At 35.0% G+C, this 18,067-nt stretch carries 14 protein-coding genes; 6 read left to right on the top strand and 8 right to left on the bottom strand.

Annotated features, from left to right (window positions below; translation table 11 throughout):
• Positions 1 to 24: 24 nt before the first annotated feature.
• The 4 genes from M0M57_RS05030 to M0M57_RS05045 all read right to left on the bottom strand — a co-directional run bounded on the left by M0M57_RS05030 (position 25) and on the right by M0M57_RS05045 (position 6,831).
• A complete protein-coding gene (locus M0M57_RS05030; RefSeq protein ID WP_248435954.1) occupies positions 25 to 3,132 on the bottom strand; it encodes a beta strand repeat-containing protein in 3,108 nt (1,035 codons plus the stop codon).
• A gap of 257 nt (positions 3,133 to 3,389) precedes the next feature.
• Positions 3,390 to 4,313 carry a T9SS C-terminal target domain-containing protein gene (locus M0M57_RS05035; RefSeq protein ID WP_248435956.1) on the bottom strand — a complete coding sequence of 308 codons (924 nt, stop codon included), beginning with the start codon at positions 4,311 to 4,313 and terminating at the stop codon, positions 3,390 to 3,392.
• 345 nt (positions 4,314 to 4,658) lie between these two features.
• Entirely contained in the window at positions 4,659 to 6,203 is a 1,545-nt protein-coding gene (locus M0M57_RS05040) for an Rne/Rng family ribonuclease (protein ID WP_248435958.1), read from the bottom strand.
• A 334-nt stretch (positions 6,204 to 6,537) separates the two neighbouring features.
• Positions 6,538 to 6,831, bottom strand: coding sequence for an HU family DNA-binding protein (locus tag M0M57_RS05045; RefSeq protein WP_112085891.1), 294 nt, complete (start codon positions 6,829 to 6,831; stop codon positions 6,538 to 6,540).
• A 132-nt stretch (positions 6,832 to 6,963) separates the two neighbouring features.
• On the opposite strand from M0M57_RS05045, the gene mutY reads away from it, so the two are divergent.
• The 5 genes from mutY (at position 6,964) to M0M57_RS05070 (ending at position 11,274) form a co-directional block, all read left to right on the top strand.
• A complete protein-coding gene (mutY, locus tag M0M57_RS05050; RefSeq protein ID WP_248435960.1) occupies positions 6,964 to 8,001 on the top strand; it encodes an A/G-specific adenine glycosylase in 1,038 nt (345 codons plus the stop codon).
• Positions 8,002 to 8,057: 56 nt separating this feature from the next.
• Positions 8,058 to 8,495: a single-stranded DNA-binding protein gene (locus M0M57_RS05055; protein WP_248435962.1), complete on the top strand. Its 438-nt coding sequence runs from the start codon at positions 8,058 to 8,060 to the stop codon at positions 8,493 to 8,495.
• 22 nt (positions 8,496 to 8,517) lie between these two features.
• On the top strand, positions 8,518 to 9,813 hold the full coding sequence (locus M0M57_RS05060) for a gliding motility-associated protein GldE (RefSeq protein WP_248435964.1): 1,296 nt from the start codon (positions 8,518 to 8,520) through the stop codon (positions 9,811 to 9,813).
• A complete protein-coding gene (gene gldD / locus M0M57_RS05065) occupies positions 9,806 to 10,369 on the top strand; it encodes a gliding motility lipoprotein GldD (protein WP_248435966.1) in 564 nt (187 codons plus the stop codon). Before M0M57_RS05060 ends, gldD begins: the two co-directional genes overlap by 8 nt.
• A gap of 140 nt (positions 10,370 to 10,509) precedes the next feature.
• The gene (locus M0M57_RS05070; RefSeq protein WP_248435968.1) at positions 10,510 to 11,274 is read left to right on the top strand and encodes a M90 family metallopeptidase; all 765 of its coding nucleotides are present in this window, start codon (positions 10,510 to 10,512) and stop codon (positions 11,272 to 11,274) included.
• Between the two features lie 157 nt (positions 11,275 to 11,431).
• Here M0M57_RS05070 and M0M57_RS05075 read toward each other — a convergent pair whose 3' ends face one another.
• The 3 genes from M0M57_RS05075 to M0M57_RS05085 form a co-directional block, all read right to left on the bottom strand.
• On the bottom strand, positions 11,432 to 12,130 hold the full coding sequence (locus M0M57_RS05075; protein WP_248435969.1) for a hypothetical protein: 699 nt from the start codon (positions 12,128 to 12,130) through the stop codon (positions 11,432 to 11,434).
• A 285-nt stretch (positions 12,131 to 12,415) separates the two neighbouring features.
• Positions 12,416 to 14,020 carry an ice-binding family protein gene (locus M0M57_RS05080; RefSeq protein WP_248435971.1) on the bottom strand — a complete coding sequence of 535 codons (1,605 nt, stop codon included), beginning with the start codon at positions 14,018 to 14,020 and terminating at the stop codon, positions 12,416 to 12,418.
• 321 nt (positions 14,021 to 14,341) lie between these two features.
• Positions 14,342 to 14,863 (bottom strand): heavy-metal-associated domain-containing protein, encoded by a 522-nt coding sequence (locus tag M0M57_RS05085; protein ID WP_248435973.1) that lies wholly within the window; start codon positions 14,861 to 14,863, stop codon positions 14,342 to 14,344.
• Positions 14,864 to 14,981: 118 nt separating this feature from the next.
• On the opposite strand from M0M57_RS05085, the gene M0M57_RS05090 reads away from it, so the two are divergent.
• Complete coding sequence (locus M0M57_RS05090) at positions 14,982 to 15,848, top strand: DMT family transporter (RefSeq protein ID WP_248435975.1); 867 nt, start codon at positions 14,982 to 14,984, stop codon at positions 15,846 to 15,848.
• A gap of 179 nt (positions 15,849 to 16,027) precedes the next feature.
• Here M0M57_RS05090 and M0M57_RS05095 read toward each other — a convergent pair whose 3' ends face one another.
• Positions 16,028 to 18,064, bottom strand: coding sequence for a M16 family metallopeptidase (locus M0M57_RS05095; protein ID WP_248435977.1), 2,037 nt, complete (start codon positions 18,062 to 18,064; stop codon positions 16,028 to 16,030).
• Positions 18,065 to 18,067 lie beyond the last annotated feature (3 nt).

The following is an 18,067-nucleotide window of genomic DNA, read 5'->3' on the forward strand; positions in this document are numbered from 1 at the left end:
GAAGGTGAGACGGTTTCTTTATATTTAGTTTTCTACCACTTTTTCTTTATCGGTGACTTGTACCTCTTTTTTTTCTGAACGAGCACTTTTTTCTTTAGTGCTTTCTAATGTTGAAATTTCCGTATTCTCTTTTAACGGCGATTTATTTTCGACAGCTTCAACCTTTTTACTTTTGTTATAAATTCCTTTCTCATTAGATTGATTAAATAATTCAGGCATTAAATAATTTCCTTTATCATTGGGGTCTTTATTGATCTCAACTTCTCTTTTTTCAGGAAATTGTTGAAGGTATAAGTCATTTCGTTCAGCATAAACTTGCCATGATATTTTTTGATTAGGAAGTCCTCCTGCAATTTTAAATTGGTTGTTATTTATTTCATCTTTAATATATACATCAGATTTTGACCCAATTGATGTTAAGTTATAAGAAAAGTTGGTATTGATGTCTTCAAAATAGTCAGGAAGAGTCACAATGGCTTCTCCATTAGTATCTAAAACAACATTTCCACGATACACATTTAGCACTTCATTAGATTCCAATGCAAAATGACGCAAATATTTGTTTGCAGGATCTGTAGGATGGTCGATATAAAAAGGTTTTATTCCTGATGCTCCCATATCACCATTTGCAAAAACAGCAAATCCGGCAGAACCTGCAGGTGTTTGACCAACAATTCCATCACCTGTTAAACCGGTATTTATACCAACAATTGCTTCACCAGTGGATGAGTTTTGACCTTGAACACCAACACCAGCACCGGTATTAAAACCAATAACACCAATACCTGTTGTTACACTTTGTCCTTGAACGCCTACTCCGGTTCCTGTATTAAACCCGATTACACCAATTCCTGTTGTGGCACTTTGTCCTTCTATACCACGACCTGTTCCCGTGTTGTTACCTAATACTGCATTTCCTGCTCCATTGTTAAATCCAAAAACGCCAATTCCGGTTGATACACTTTGACCTCTTACGCCTACACCAGTGCCTGAGTTTTCACCCCAAACACCATTGCCGGTTCCAGTATTTGTTCCTAAAACACCTGTTGCTGTAGTGGCACTTTGACCTCTAACGCCAAATGCATTTGCTCCTGTAGTACTACCAAAAACACCTATTCCGGACGCATTATCATTAATTCCCCAAACACCGTAACGATTTGCCACTGTTGATTCACCTATAACACCATCACCACCAGTATTGTTTGCAAATCCATAAACTCCCGTTCCATTTGTGCCACTAGCTTGACCGTAAACACCACTACCAAGATTTCCAGTAGTATTTCCCCAAACACCAGTTCCGCCTGCACCATTACTGGTTCCATAGGAACCTGCACCATTCGCTACATTGGCCACTCCAAAAACACCAGCACCAGTTGCACCTACTGTTTGGCCATATACACCTGTTCCGGTACTTGTATTATTACCGACTACACCAATACCATTTGCATTGCTACTTAGACCATATACACCTTCTCCTGTACCACTATTTTGACCATAAACTGCACTACCCGTTCCAGTAGCATTTCCGACAACGGCATCGTTGTTACCGGTGGCTAAAGTATGAAAAGTAGAAGTTGCAAAGGCTGTTGCAGAATTCACTATCACCTGTCCAGTTGCATTAATTCTTAATCTTTCTGTTGATGCAGTTGAAAAGCCTAAAATATTTGCTCCAATTCTATACATACCCATGGTTGAGCCTGTTCCAGGATTCCATGAATAGGTGGGTTGAGCGGCATCTCCGTCATTGTAACTTCTTAATCTACCATTGCTGGTAAAGTTAAATCGTTCATTGTTGCCTGTTCGCACTCTAAAATCTATAGCGTCAGTTGTACCAATAAAATTTGTTGAAGCTACAGTTCCACTATTACCGGTTGTGAGCCACGCAAAGCCATTAAGAGCGGCAGAAGGCGATTGAAAACTTAATGCACCCACGGCATTGTATTGCAGAATTTGATTAGCAACTGTGGCAGGTCTGGTTGTTGGAAAAGAGTAGCCACTCGTTGCGACACTAGGATTTCCAATTTGAAATTGACTGTTTGTTCGTAATATTTTTGCCCCAGTTGTAAATTCTCCATAAATTAAAGCATTGTCAGCATTTGCATTTGAATTTTCAATATATAATTTGTTGCTTCCTGTTTCAAAATAACCAGCTTGATTTCCGAGGGTTACATTGTTGTTGCCTGTTACATTGCTGTACAGAGATTGGTAACCGATCGCGGTATTGTTTGAGCCTGTTGTGTTTAACCTGCTCGATTGAACTCCAAAACCACTATTATAGTTTCCGATTGTGTTGGCAAACAAGCTATTTACTCCAACAGACACATTTTCAACACCAATAGTGTTACTTATTAATGAAGCTCTACCAACCGCTGTGTTAAAATCGCCGGTAGTATTATCTCGTAAAGTTATATAACCTAATCCTGTATTTGAACTGCCGGTAGTATTGGTTGTTAAAGAGTTTCTTCCAATAGAGGTGTTTTGATTTCCAGTTGTATTACTATACAAAGAACCGGCACCCATGGCTACATTTTCTCCGCCGGTAGTGTTTAAAAACATAGTGTTTTCGCCAATGGCTGTATTTCTTGTACCTGTTGTGTTGACATTTAAAACATTGGCTCCAATCGCTGTATTTCTAGTTCCAGTTGTTGCGGGATTTAATGAATTTAAACCAAAAGAGGTGTTGTCTAAACCTAATCTACCGGCTCTTAAATTGTTTCTTCTGAAGATTAAATCAGTATTGTCGGTTGTGCCAATAAAATTAGTTGTAGCGGAAGTTCCGCTATTTCCAATTAACGACCAATCGTTACTAACTCCTGCTGCAATTTTTTCCCAAATTGTTCCGTTAAAGAAATAAAAACCTACTGTAGTTACATTAATTGTTGTCCCTGATGCAGATCCCGAAGCAACATCATTAATGTAAACCAAAGTGGAAGTTGGAGTTGCTGCCATCAACTGAGCTCTTTCTCTTGATATTCTTGGTATCAGAATACCATCAACGTTTGTGGCTGTTCCGGTTGGATTAGTTGCTGTAACATCTAAAGTTGCAGCTGGAGAAGTTGTTCCAACGCCTACTTGTGCGTTTACATATAAACTACTAATTAGTAGAAATAAAGGTAGTATTTTCTTCATCATCAAAATATAATTTAATTGGCGTTGTTAATTATTTATTTGCTTGTAGGTTATTTTGATTTGTATACAAAGTTAGATAAAATTATGAGATAAAAACATATTCTATAAAAATTATTAATATATCATCTAAAACATTAAAAAGATGCTAATTTTTAGAGATATTGATGTTTTATTAACTTTTTTTCTTGATTTCGAGACAAAATATAGGTGTTGTATTTAAAGTTTGGGATGAAAAAGTTGTAATGAAAATGATGAAAAAATTAATTTTCTTTCAAAAAAAAGCTGATAATCTGTTGCTCAACTGTTCCGATAATATTTCTAGAAAATCGTTCATTCGTAATATAAAAATCAATACCATTTGTCGAACTGATGGCTTCAATTTGATGAAAAGGAAGTTTTAATTTGATTTTTCGTTGATTGGCTTTTTCAAAGTTGAAATCGTTTAAATCAGTAATTAAATATACAAAAGGTTTCAATTTTTTGTTATGTCCACAAAGAGCGATGAGGTTTTTTTCTTCCACAAAAGTAGCTCCTGTGATTAATCCTTTTACTTTTAGGGTTGTAATGTATTCTGCTGAATAATTTCCGGGATTTTTGGGCAAACGATAAACAGCACTTTGGTTGTTTTTCCATTGTTTGGTAAACAAAATCAATTCATTTTCGGTGGCGATAAAAGCTTCACAATCAAAGTCGGTTGAGTTGCTTTTTTGTTTTGAAAAATTAGTTTGTTCAGGATAAGAAAAAGTAATTGTTTCAATTTTAGGATTTTCAAAAAGTGAATCTTTTGCAATTTTATAAATGGTTAAATCAGTTCTATTTCCACTCGCATTATTACCAAAATCACCTAAATAAAAGTGGGTTATGTCTTGTGTGAGTTCTTCCCAATCTTTGTTTTTAACGCCATTTAATTTTATCTTTTTTGTAATTGAACCCTTTTTGTCCAATTGATAAAGATGCAAATCCGTATCATCATTGTGTGTATAAAAATGATTTTTCCATTCCACTAAACCCGAAGTTTCGTTCAGTGTATCACTTAAAATAACAGAAGTAAATTCTTTTATTTTTAATCGTTTATAACAACAACTGCCATCATTTTCAATAGCATTAACATCGTAATTTCTAGCCAAAACATCGGTGCAACCTGATTGAGCTGAGGTTGTGGTTTGGAAGATTATCCAAATCATAAAGAGGAATAACAATTTTGTTTTCATAATATAAATGTGATTAAACCTCCCTCCCCCCGACCCCCTCCAAAGGAGGGGGAGACGAAGCGTGAAAATCTTTTTCAATTAGTAGTTTTTATGAAATTAAAAAACAACCATTTCTCTTTACAAAATTCATAATTCGTATAAATTAGTGGAATCCGTGTCAAAAAAGAAGAATCTTTGTCAAAAGAACTAAAAAGAATTTCTCTGTGAAATTTATAACAAGAATTTCATTCGTGTAAATTAGTGAAATCCGTGTCAAAAACGAAAATTTCGTGAAATTTATCCAAAAAAAAACGCCCACCAAAAGGCAGACGTTCATTTTTATTCTTTTATTACATTACCTTCTTTATCATAAAATTGGTATTGTAAAAACGTGTAAGCATCACGAGGTATAATTTTCACCCATTTTTTATGTTCAAAAAACCATTTTGAACGTAATGATGGAAAACCTTTGGTTAGGTATGCGGCCACAAAAGGATGGGCGTTAAGCACCAACTTTTTATGATTTTTTAGTCGTTCAACATCGAGATTAATCTTATCAATTACCTGAATTGGAGCATCTATTTCTCCAGTTCCGTTGTTTGGATCTTCTTCTCTTGTTTTAATGTTAACTTCCGGCCTTACTCGTTGTCGTGTGATTTGGATTAATCCAAACTTACTTGGCGGTAAGATTTTGTGTTTTGCTTTGTCATCGCTCATTTCTTCTCTCAAGAAATCAAAAAGCACTTTTCGGTTTTCGGGATTTTGCATATCGATAAAATCGACAACAATAATTCCACCCATGTCTCGCAAACGCAATTGTCTGGCAACTTCTGCTGCAGCAATCATATTTACTTCTAAGGCTGTGTCTTCTTGATTTTGAGCTTTATTGGAACGATTTCCACTATTCACATCTATAACGTGAAGAGCTTCGGTGTGTTCAATAATCAAATAAGCTCCTTTGCTCATCGATACCGTTCTGCCAAAAGACGTTTTTATTTGTCTTTCGATATGGTATTTTTCAAAGATGGGTAACTCTTTTGATTGGTACAACTTGACAATATTAACTTTTGTTGGATCAATTTCTTCAATTGATTCCTTTGTTTGCTCAAACAACTCTTCATCGTCTATATAAATTCCGGTAAAGGAATCGTTAAACACGTCACGTAAAATGGATGAAGCTCTGTTCATTTCACTTAATACTTTTGACGGATGATGAGCCGTTGGTAATTTTTTACACATGGCAGTCCATTTACTGAGTAAATTCTGCATGTCTTGGTCTAATTCGGCTATTTTTTTGCCTTCTGCTACTGTGCGAACAATAACACCAAATCCTTTTGGTTTGATAGATTGTACAAGTTTCTTTAAACGGTCTTTTTCTTCTTTCGAATCTATTTTTTGAGAAACAGAAACGCGGTCAGAAAAAGGAACCAAAACGATATATCTTCCCGCCAAGGAAAGCTCGGAGCTAATTCTTGGACCTTTGGTTGAGATAGGTTCTTTAACGATTTGTACTAAAACCGACTGGTTGGCACTCAACACATCAGTGATGATACCGTCTTTGTCGATTTCTTTTTCAAACTGAAAGTTTTTAAGGGAGAAATCTTTTTGTTTACCTGTGCTTACAAGTTTTGTAAATTTCAACATCGAAGATAAGTTGGGTCCTAAATCGTGGTAATGTAAAAAGGCATCTTTTTCAAAGCCTAAATTTACAAAAGCCGCGTTAAGCCCCGGAACCGGTTTTCTGATTTTGGCAATAAAAATATCACCCACCTGAAAGCCGCTCTTTTGCTCCTCTTCTTTGTGTAATTCTACTAGTTTTCCATCTTTTAATAAGGCAAAATCTACTGCTTCAGAACCTGACCTGATGATCAATTCTTTATTCACGTTGTAAATTTTTATCCGAACAATTTAGTTGTCGGTTGTCGGTTGTCAGTTAACGGTAAAACCCGCGACTCGCAACTCGCAACCAATCAACCCAAAGTTAGGATGGATTAAACAATATTTTAAACAGGTAGTTTGTACCCGGTGAAACAGTTATTGTTTTTTACTGTTTCATTTCAAAGAACTTTTTGTAAAAGAAAAAAGTAGTTTAGAACTACTTTTTCTTTTTGTGACGGTTAGCTCTCGCTCTTTTCTTACGTTTGTGCGTTGCTACCTTATGTCTTTTTCTCTTTTTTCCACTTGGCATAGTGTGATCTTTTTGGTATTAATAAATGAGTTATACTGCTACTTCAGTGTTGGTTTTCACACCTTCTACAAATACTTTTGCAGGTTTGAATGCCGGAATGTTGTGAGCAGGAATTTTGATTGTTGTGTTTTTTGAAATGTTTCTTCCTGTTTTTTCAGCTCTTGTTTTGATGATAAAACTTCCAAAACCTCTTAAGTAAACATTGTCTCCAGTTTCTAATGAGTTTTTAACTTCTTCCATAAAAGACTCTACTGTTGCTTGAACATCTCCTTTTTCAAGTCCTAATTTTTCTGAAATCTTCGCTACGATATCTGCTTTCGTCATTTTCTTGCGTGTTAAATTTTATGTGTAAATTTTTGAGAGTGCAAATATACAAATTAAAAAAACAAATATTCAAGCATAATTGATTAAAATTTAATTACATAAACTTATACTTTTGTTAACCAATTCAATTTTATGACTTTTTCTAATCGGCTTATTCAATGGTATTTAGAAAACAAACGCGATTTACCATGGCGAAATACCACAAATCCATACCAAATCTGGCTCTCAGAAATCATTTTGCAGCAGACAAGAGTAGCTCAAGGTTTGCCTTATTATTTGCGGTTTGTTGAAAATTTTCCCACGGTTTTTGATTTAGCAAATGCTTCCGAAGAACAGGTTTTAAAACTTTGGCAAGGATTAGGTTATTATTCCAGAGGAAGAAATCTACATAAAACCGCTCAAATTATCGCTTTTGAGTGCAATGAAATGTTTCCAAAAACCTACACCGAATTATTAAAATTAAAAGGAATCGGCACATATACCGCTGCAGCAATTGCTTCATTTAGTCAAAAAGAAGTTGTTCCCGTGGTGGATGGAAATGTTTTTCGTGTTCTTGCTCGTTATTTTGATGTGGAAACCGATATTTCATCGGCTACAGCCAAAAAAGAATTTACGGCTTTGGCCAATGAACTCATCGATAAAAAACAACCGGATTTATTCAATCAAGCGTTGATGGAATTTGGAGCCTTGCAATGTGTGCCCAAAAACCCAATTTGTTCAATGTGTATTTTTAATGAAAGTTGTGCTGCATTACAAAAGAAAAAAGTAGATTTGCTTCCAATAAAATTAAAAAAGACAAAAGTAACCGAACGCTATTTTAATTATTTGGTTTTTGAAGATGAAAGTGGCAATTTACTTATTCAACAAAGAACATCAAAAGGGATTTGGCATAATTTATATGAATTCCCGCTGATTGAATCGGAAAAGGAATTGGATGAAGAAGAACTAATTGAAAAAATTTCTACCACATCTTTTCTTACAAATAAATTGGTTTCGATAAAACCTTTTGATGAAAAAAGTGTTTTACACATCTTATCACATCAACGACTGAAAATCAGGTTTTGGGGACTAAATGTAGATGGGAAAATTGAAAAAGGAATTTCAAAAGAAGCAGTAAAAAAATTTCCATTTCCAATTGTAATTTTTAATTTTATTGAAAAGAATTTCTAAACTGTTATTAAATTTGTAACTTTGATATAATCCAAATAATCAACTTAAATAATATTATGAATGGAACTTTAAATAAAGTGATGTTAATAGGTCACTTAGGAGACGACGTAAAAATGCACTATTTTGATGGTGGTAATTGTATTGGTAGATTTCCGTTAGCAACAAACGAAGTCTATATTAACAAAACGACTAACGAAAAACTAACTTCTACAGAATGGCATAATTTGGTAGTTCGAAACAAAGCCGCCGAAATTTGCGAAAAATACCTTTCTAAAGGCGATAAAATTTATGTAGAGGGAAGAATTAAGTCTAGACAATGGCAGGCAGAAGATGGCCAGACCAAATATACAACTGAAATTCAAGTGACTGAGTTTACTTTTTTAACTACAAAAAAGGAAACGGAACTTCATAAACAAAATCAGGATTCAAATAAAAACACTAATTTTGACAGCCAAGGCGGAAGAAATTCAGATAATGATGACCAAGCCTATTAATGTATAACCAATTTTTAAACATTTGGACGCAGACCCCGCGAGTTTTCTGGAATTAATAAACACAAGTTTACTCTTTGGAGTGCTTGGCATTATTGTCTTGTTGTTTTTTTCAGCCATGGTTTCGGGTGCCGAAGTGGCTCTCTTTTCGCTTTCTCAGAAAAATATTGAGGAAGCCATTGAGCAAAATGAAACGAAAGGAAACTTAATTTCCAATTTATTAAAACGACCTAAAAAATTGTTGGCTACCTTACTGATAGTCAACAATTTTATTAATATAGGTATCGTAATTATATTTTCATTTGTTAAAAATGATTTGTTGGGAACTATTTATCCCGATTGGTTGCAGTTTACTATTGAAGTTGGTGTTGTCACCTTCTTAATCTTACTTTTCGGCGAAATTTTACCGAAAGTATATGCCAACCGCAACAATATTAAATTTGCCAAAATGGTGGTACGGCCGATTCATATACTAAACGTGATTTTGTCGCCAATCAACATGCCCATGCGTGCCGTGACCATTTATTTTGAAAATAAATTAGGCAAACAAAAATCAAATATTTCCGTAAATCAATTGTCGCAGGCATTGGAATTAACGTCTTCGGATGATACAACCGACGAAGAGCAAAAAATTCTGGAAGGCATTGTTTCATTTGGAAATACAGATACGAGTCAGGTTATGAGTCCTCGAATTGATGTATTTGCTTTGGAAATTGATGAATCCTTTAAAGAAATTTTACCTAAAATTTTGGACAAAGGTTATTCCAGAATTCCGGTGTATCGAGACAATATAGATCAGGTGGAAGGCGTTCTGTATGTAAAAGATTTGTTGCCACACATTGACAAAACCGATTTTAATTGGATAACCTTGCTCAGAGAACCATTTTTTGTGCCCGAAAACAAAAAGTTAGACAACTTGCTGAAAGATTTTCAAGGTATGAAAAATCACTTGGCGATTGTGGTCGATGAATACGGAGGAACATCCGGAGTGATAACCTTAGAAGATATTATCGAAGAAATTGTGGGCGATATTAGTGATGAATTTGATGATGAAAATATCAATTACTCGCAAATTGACGACAAGAATTTTCTTTTTGAAGGCAAAATAAACCTCAAAGATTTTTACAGAATTGTGGACGTTGACGAAGATTTGTTTGAAGATAAAAAAGGCGAAGCCGAAACCTTAGCCGGATTTATTTTAGAAATCATCGGAACGTTTCCCAAAAAAGGACAAAAAATCTTTTTTGATAAATGTTTGTTCACCATTGAATCGGTTGACAAAAAACGAGTAAAACAAATTAAAGTTACCTTAGATGCATAAATCGATTGTATATTTCGGATTACTATTTGCCTTTTGTTTATTGATAGGATGCAAAGAAGACGTTTTGCCTAAACCAACGGCTCAATTGCGATTGGATTATGAAATGGCCAATTACATGCAATTTGATAGTCCGTGTGACTTTAACTTTGATCATAACACAGACACTAAAGTAAATGTGAAAGACAATTGCGATGTCACAATTCAGTATCCTAAAATGAAAGCCACGGTTTATTTAACGTATCGAAAAGTAGAGAACAACATTGATGCTTTATTGAAAGACGCTCAAAAACTTACCTACGAACACGTAATCAAAGCCGATGATATTGTAGAAACGCCTTTTATCAACACGAAAGACAAAGTCTACGGCATGTTTTATCAAGTGGGCGGAAATGCCGCGACCAACACCCAATTTTACTTAACCGACAGTATCCAACATTTTGTGACTGGCTCAGTATATTTTTATGCAAAACCCAATTTTGACTCGATTATGCCAGCAGCGAGTTATATTAAGGATGATATGCAAACGTTGATGGAGACGATGCGGTGGAAGAAGTAATGTGCAATTGATGTGTCTATTTACTATTCTTCAAAATCAAACCAAACCACCATTCAAATAAACTTACTATATTTATTCAAACGCTGTTTACTTGTGTTTTTAAAGGAATACTTTCTCACTTTAAATAAGATCATCCGTTTATGACAACCGCCTTTGTATTTTTACTTTTAATTGGTTTTGCTATTTATGCGATTAACTCAAATCAAAAAAAGAAAGTAGAAAAATTTCCACCTAAGTGGCATAATTTACTTTTGAAGCATGTGGCATTCTACGACGACTTATCGCCAAAGGAAAAACCGCGTTTTCAAAACCGAATGATGACATTTTTAAGCGAAGTACACTTAGAAAGCGTTGGTTTTGAATTGAATGATTTAGATAAAGTATATATTGCTTCCAGTGCCGTGATTCCGGTTTTTAATTTCCCCGAATGGCATTACCGAAATTTAAGCACGGTCTTGGTCTATCCCGATCATTTTAATGAAGATTTAGGCTTTGCTCAAAACGATAAAGACCGTAAAATTGGCGGTTTGGTTGGCACCGGACGTTTTGAAAACCAGATGATTCTCTCCCGAAAAGCCTTGCACGAAGGTTTTTCGCCGCATTCGCCAAAACACAATACAGGTATTCACGAATTTGTGCATTTGATTGATAAATTAGACGGCAGTACAGATGGAATTCCGGAAGTGCTGATGCAAAAAGCATATGTCATTCCGTGGTTAAAAATCATTCATGAAAAAATGGAAGAAATCAACAACAATGAATCCGACATTAGACACTATGGTGGCACCAACCAAGCCGAATTTCTAGCCGTGGCTGCCGAATACTTTTTTGAAAGACCCGAGCAAATGAAAAAGAAACATCCTGATTTGTATCAGATGTTGGAGGTTTGTTTTCAGGGGAAATAATTTTTTTTGCTACGAGGGTGGGAGACGCTCGTACCCTCAATTTAATTCTTTTTAACAATATCTTCTCAAAAATAGAAAAATAGTTGATGTTGTTTGTGTGTATGAGCGTGACGCTCGCACTAGCGGGTGGCAAAACTGCTATTTGTTAAAGTTATTACTATGGATTTTTAATTTTAGACCAATGAAATTTAAATAATTCTCTTGCCGACTCGATAACTTCAGTTCTTGCCTTAACTAATTGAGAAGTATGATTTTCTATTGTTTCTCTTTCTACGCAAATATTATATATTTTTTGAATACTATCAAAAAGTCTTTTTTGCTCAGCCTTTTCTTGAGAAAGTAATAATTCTAATTTGGCTTTAGACAATGATGCTCTGTAAATAAGAGGCTTCAATTCTTCTATTTCTAATTTTGGAACAATTAATGAAACTGAAGACAAATATTCTGATAGAGTTTGTGTTAAATCATTTAACCAATCTTGTCGGTTTTTAGTTCCAATGTTTGACCTAATTTCTAAAATCTTAATTTCTTTACTAGCTTCAATCTGTAGTTGAAAATTCCTTTCATTACTAGCAAGCTGTCTTTCAAGATTTCTTTCATTAGATTTCCTTAATTTATGAGCTATATAAAAGTTTATAATAGCTGAAATTATTCCGATAAAAAGAGCACTAATCCAAGGTAAACTTTTATCAAATAAACTATCAGATTTGTTTGAAACTTGTTCTATTTTTAACTTTTCTGGTAAAATGATATTACTTTGTATTTTAGTCTCTCTTGGTGTATAGTAAATTGTATCTTTCGTTTTTGCACTTGAAATAAGCGAAAGCATTACTAATAGAATTGCATATTTTTTCATCGTGTTTTGGTAATAATTGTAGCTAAGTTATTTATATACTCAGTTTTTATATATTTCTTTCAGCACATCTACCCAATTGGCACTGATATACTCAATTGTAATCGTGTTATTATTATCCCACTAAAATACAAAAAACTTTAACATTTCAACTACTCCTTAATATATTTCATAAAGTGTGATATAGCTTTAAATAGCAAAGATTATCTATGTTTATTTATTCTACTATGCTCATGCCAAACCAAAAAAACCCGCCAAATGGCAGGGCTTTCCGTAACAAATAACCTTTTATTGTTTAGAAACCAATTTACCGGTTTGAACGGTTCCGTTGGAAGTGGCTACTCTGTAGTAGTAAATTCCGGTTGGAAGGTTCAAGGATAATTCAGTAGTATTTTGTGTTAATTCAGTTTTATAAACCAATGCTCCTAAGGTGTTATAGATAGTAAGTTCAGAAGAACTTGACTCTATTCCTGCTAAGTCTATTGTTAATGTAGATGAGAACGGGTTTGGGTAGAATTTGGCTGTGTTGTTTGCCACTTCATTGGAAGGTGTAGATAACGATTCGCAACCCGGTGTCATTACGGCATTGATTCCAAAGGTGGTAATTCCGCCACTGGTGCTCAACACACGGCCTTCGATGGCTACGCCTAAATTAAGGATAACGGCTCCGTTGTTGCCAATTACTGTTCCTTTAAAGTCCGAATAATCATTTAAGTTGATGGCTCCGTCTACTTTCCAGAAAACGTTTTTGGCTTGTGCTCCGTTTATTAATTCGATGGTGGCATAGGTTGAGGTAGATAATGCTCCTACGATTTTAATGACAAAAACTGCATCTGGATTGTCTTGTGCGTTTAGGGTTACTTTTCCGGTTAACACAGTTGCGGCATTCATTAAATAGGTATGTGGTGTTAGCACAAGGTCGTTGCCAAAAGCAGCAGGATAAAGCAATTGAATGTCTACCGGAAGGGTGTTTAGGTAGGAGTAAACCACGTTTAGATCGGCAGCACATTGTGCCGTTGATACATCAGGGTTTGGGTGAATGGTTCCGGTTACGTTTTCGGCTTGAAACCCGGTTGTTAATCCAACATTGGTTCCGATATCTCCGGTTACGAATGATATTCCGGTATTGGTTACTTCGCCATTACCTGAAAAAACAGTGTAGCAAACTACAGTGTTTAAAGGTGGTGCAAGCGGACCTGTTAGTTCGGGAGTTCCGCAACCTAACGGCATTCTTACTGTTACGCCCGATACCGTTACGGCTCCGGTGGTAGAAAGTGCACGACCTTCTAAGGAAACTCCGCTGTTAAGAATGATTGCGGCGTTGTTGGCAACAATTGTTCCTTTCATTACGGTGTTAGTGGCAAGATCTACAAGACCTTCTATTTTCCAGAATACGTTGCAGGCAAGTGCTCCGTTGGTTAAAATGACTTGTGATCCTGCAGCGGATGAGAATGATCCTTGTATTTGAAAAATAAATACGGCGTTTTCATCACCTTCTGCGTCTAGGGTTAGGGTGTTGTTTAGTGAAGCACTTTCGCCGATAAAGTAGGTTCCGACTTCCAATGTTTCTCCATTTCCTAATAATGAGGATGGGAAAAAGTCTGGAATTGCAGCATCTAATTGATTATAGGCAATCGTTAATGCGGTAGCTGCAGCGGCTGTTGAGCCATTTGCGTTGTGCATCACACCATCTACGTTTCCGAAATTGTTGTTCGGTCCGTTGTTTGTACCTACATTTCCTGTGAGGTGCGAAAGTCCTGTGTTGCTCACAGCACCATTGGTAGAAAAGAGTGCAAAAGAGGAAGAAGTTCCCAATACGGGAGCTTGTGCGTTTGCTTGGGTAACAAGACAAGTTAGGGCAACCGAAGTTGCCAATAGTAATAGTTTATGCATAAATTGGGGGCGAACTGTTGTTTATTTGGGACAGTTGAATGTAAATGTATAGCTATAAAAATATATAGCATTCTTAGATTGATTTACTTTAAAATTATTTTTTTAAAAATTGTAAAAAAATCATTTTTATCAGTAAAATCAAGGCTTGAGAGAGGAAAGTTGAAAAATTGGCATTAGGAAGCTTATTCTTGTTAAATTATTTTTTGGCAACAATTGAGTGTTTTCGGAGTTGAAGTGGGTGGATTTTGGGAAAGAAAAAAACCTTTGTCAAAGTTTTGAACTTTGACAAAGGTTTATGACGTAATGATTATGATTAGTGAACTAAAGCGTTTCTGCTTTTTTACTAGCACAACACGCTTTTTTCTCTCCGGATGAACATGATTTTTTTTCTTCGGAAGCAGCGGCAGCTTTTTTCTCTTCTTCTTTTTTAGCTTTCTTTTTCTTTTTGTCTTTGTTAAAAAACATGGCTTTGTCGGCAGTGTTTACCACATCAGACACTTTATAGGTTTTTCCGTCGGCTGCATTTTCTACCGTTTGAACCAAAATTTCCGGTGAAAGCACATTGGTATCATATTCAATAGTTGCTTTTTTAGCTTCAAAATCAATTTCTGCTTTTTGAACGCCATCTAATTTGGCCAATTTTTTTTCTAAATGTCCGGCACATCCCACTTCGCAATGCATGCCTTCTACTGTGAACGAAGCTGTTGCCAATTGAGCCGGCTGATCTTGTGTGTGTTCAGTAGTTGCAGTTGCATTTTCGGTGTTTTCTGTTGCTTCTTTTTTGCAACTTACCATCATTAATGTGGTTAAAGCGATGGCTGCGATTGTTTGCGTGAATTTCATAGTTATATTGTTTAAAATGAGTGATATAAATTTTATTTATACTGCATTACAAAAATAACATTTTTTTCGCTTTTTATTTGCCAAAATTAACGGAGTTTTGTGACGCGAAAAATTATCCATGGAAAATAAGAAGTTACGATTCGTTTATTTAGTGATTTTAGCTCTCGTTTGGGGGAGTTCCTTTATTTTGATTAAAAGAGGTTTGGTTGGGTTAACACCCTTTCAACTGGGTTCGCTACGAATGGTTTTTGCAGGTTTGTTTTTGTTGATTATTGGTTTTAATAGTATTAAGCAAATTCAGCTTCGCCATTGGAAATATTTAGCTTTAACGGCTTGTTTTGGCACATTTATCCCAGTTTATCTTTTTTCATATGCTCAAACAGAGATTAGTAGTTCGGTGAGTGCTATTTTGAATTCGCTCACTCCGCTAAATACATTATTGTTAGGTATTTTATTGTTTAAAATAGATTTTCAACGCAGACAGATTTATGGCGTTTTTATTGGCTTGATTGGTAGTGCTTTGTTGATTTTGAATGGTGCTGCGAATCATCCGGAGCAGAATTATAATTATGCTATCTTATTGGTTATCGCTTCTATTTGTTATGCGATGAATGTGAATTTTATAAAAATGTATTTATCCGATCTAAATCCGTTAAGCATAACCACCGGGAATTTTATTGTGATGTTGATTCCGGCTTCTATTGTTTTGTATTTCTCCGGCTTTTTTGAAGCAGTTCAAGTTCAGGAAACTCAAAGTGTGATTGGTTATATAGTTATTTTAGGTGTGGTTGGTACTGCTTTGGCGAATATTTTGTTTTATAAGTTAATCAAAATATCGTCACCTGTTTTTGCTTCATCGGTTACTTATTTAATTCCGGTTGTTGCCTTTATGTGGGGTTTGGTTGATAATGAAAGTTTGACCTCGATTCAGTTTTTAGGTGCTGCAATTATTATGTTAGGGGTTTATCTTTCGGCTAAGAAGTGATTTTTTCTTTTTTTGCCACTAAGACATAAAGGTTCTAAGGTTTTTATTTATCATTAAGTTACAAAGTTTTTTAAGATGATTTCTTTGTGCCTTACTTTCTTTGTGGCAAAAAACTTTGTAGTTAAAAAAAAAGACTGCCATTGCTGACAGTCTCTTTCAAGAATTATTTGTTTTTCTGATTATTGAAAATCAGCTTCGCTAACACCTTCGTTAACTTTGATTTCACTCATAATAAGTTCGATTTCAACACCAATATTAATTGCTGTTTTGTGAGGAAACTTAACACCTTTGATTTCTTTATAATCACTAAAAGGTTGATTGATTGTCATTTTTTGTCCTTGAGCCTCAACTGTACTAATTTCGGCTACTTTTAAACCTGATTCTACATCATAACAGAATTTACTCTCTCCATCTTGAATTACATAAGCATCCTTTCCATTAATATTTTCAATGCCATTAAGTTTGATGTCTGTTTTTTCCAACATACTTAATTCAGGAATTGGATTAGAATGGAATTTCATTTGTTTGTTTTCTTCTTCAGAGAAATCCATTTTTTGACCTCCTCCAGCTTGATATCCTTTAGTGCCGTTAAAAACTTTAGACATAGATTGTCCCATCATGCTTAACGTTTCGTTTATCTTATTCGTATTAGAGCTCTTTTTAGTATACTCAACGGTCATTCCTTGAAAAGCACCAGCACCTTTAACAGAAAGTGTTTTTACATCAGAAACAGCTTTTTTGCCTCCAATGGCAGCAATATATTTCTCTAAAACAGACTTAGCAGTAACATCAGCACTTACCTTTTTTTCTTCCGGTTTTTCAACTTTGTTTCCGTATTTGTCGAAATAGAAGATTGGAATGTTTAATTTTTCTAAGCCAGGTAAAACATCACCTGCTTTACTTACAATAACAATTCTTAGATTATCAGCTAAGAAGTATTTTTTAGAAACTCTCAATACATCATCAGCCGTAACTGCATTGATGTTTTTGATGTAGTTTTCATAGAAATCTGCCGGTAAGCCTTGTGTTTTTGTTTGTAATGCATAACGAGCTACAGTAGCCGGTTTTTCAATGTCCATTACGAATTTACCGATGTAACCTGCTTTTACGTTTTTCAACGTTTCATCAGATACTTTTTCTGTTCTGATACGTTTGATTTCTTTCAAAATTTCAACTACAGCACTATCTGTTACTGCATTTCTAACTTGTGTAGAAGCACTGAAGTTTGACGTGTATTTGTTTCCTCTTAAACCTGAACGAGCACCATACGTCCAACCGTGAGCTTCTCTCAAATTCATATTTAAATAACTATTAAAATCACCTCCTAAGATTTGATTTGCAACCAAAGCAGCAAAATAATCTTTGTCAGTCATTTTTAAGTTTGTAATATGAACCGCAGCGATTTCAGATTGCACCGCATTTGGAGCATCTACAAAGTTAATTTGTGTGTATTGAACATCTTTTGGGGCAGAATAAGAAACCTGTGGAGCAACTCCTTTCTTCCAAGTACCAAATAATTTTTCAACGTTTGCTTTTACTTCTGCAAATTTTACATCACCCACAATTACTAAATAAGCATTTTGCGGATTAAAGTAAGTTGTATAATTTTGATTAACATCTTCTAAAGTAACTTTGTTAATCGTTTCTTCACTTAAATATTCTCCATTTGGATGGTTTTTTCCATAGGCTAACACTTTTTGAACACGGTTTGCAATTGATGGAACACTTTTTTCTTCTGCTTTTAATCCTTCAATAAGTTTTGCTTTTTCTTTGTCAAACTCTTCTTGTGTAAATACAGGATTTAAAGCTCCATCGGCCATTAATTCCATGATTCTTGTTGAATATTTTGAAAGACCACTTGCATAAGCACCATTTGATCCAAAATTAATGCTTGCTCCTAAGAAATCAATTTCTTCGTTAAAAGCATCTTTAGAAATGGTTTTTGTTCCGTTTCCTATCAAGCTACTCGTTAAATCTGCAACACCTTTTTTTGCACCTTCTGCATAAGGAGCATTGTCGATCGTTAGATTGTATGAAACTCTTGGAAGTTTATCGTTTTCAACCACTAACACTTTTAATCCGTTTTTCAATTCGAACGTTTGTGGTTTACCAATATTTATTTTGGGAGCCGGTCCCGGTTTTGGTTGAGGTCTGTCTTGTGCTTGCATAGAAAGTGAAATAAACAAGCTCGTTGCTATAATGACTATTTTTTTCATGAT

The sequence above is a fragment of the Flavobacterium azooxidireducens genome (assembly GCF_023195775.1).
GTDB lineage: Bacteria > Bacteroidota > Bacteroidia > Flavobacteriales > Flavobacteriaceae > Flavobacterium > Flavobacterium azooxidireducens.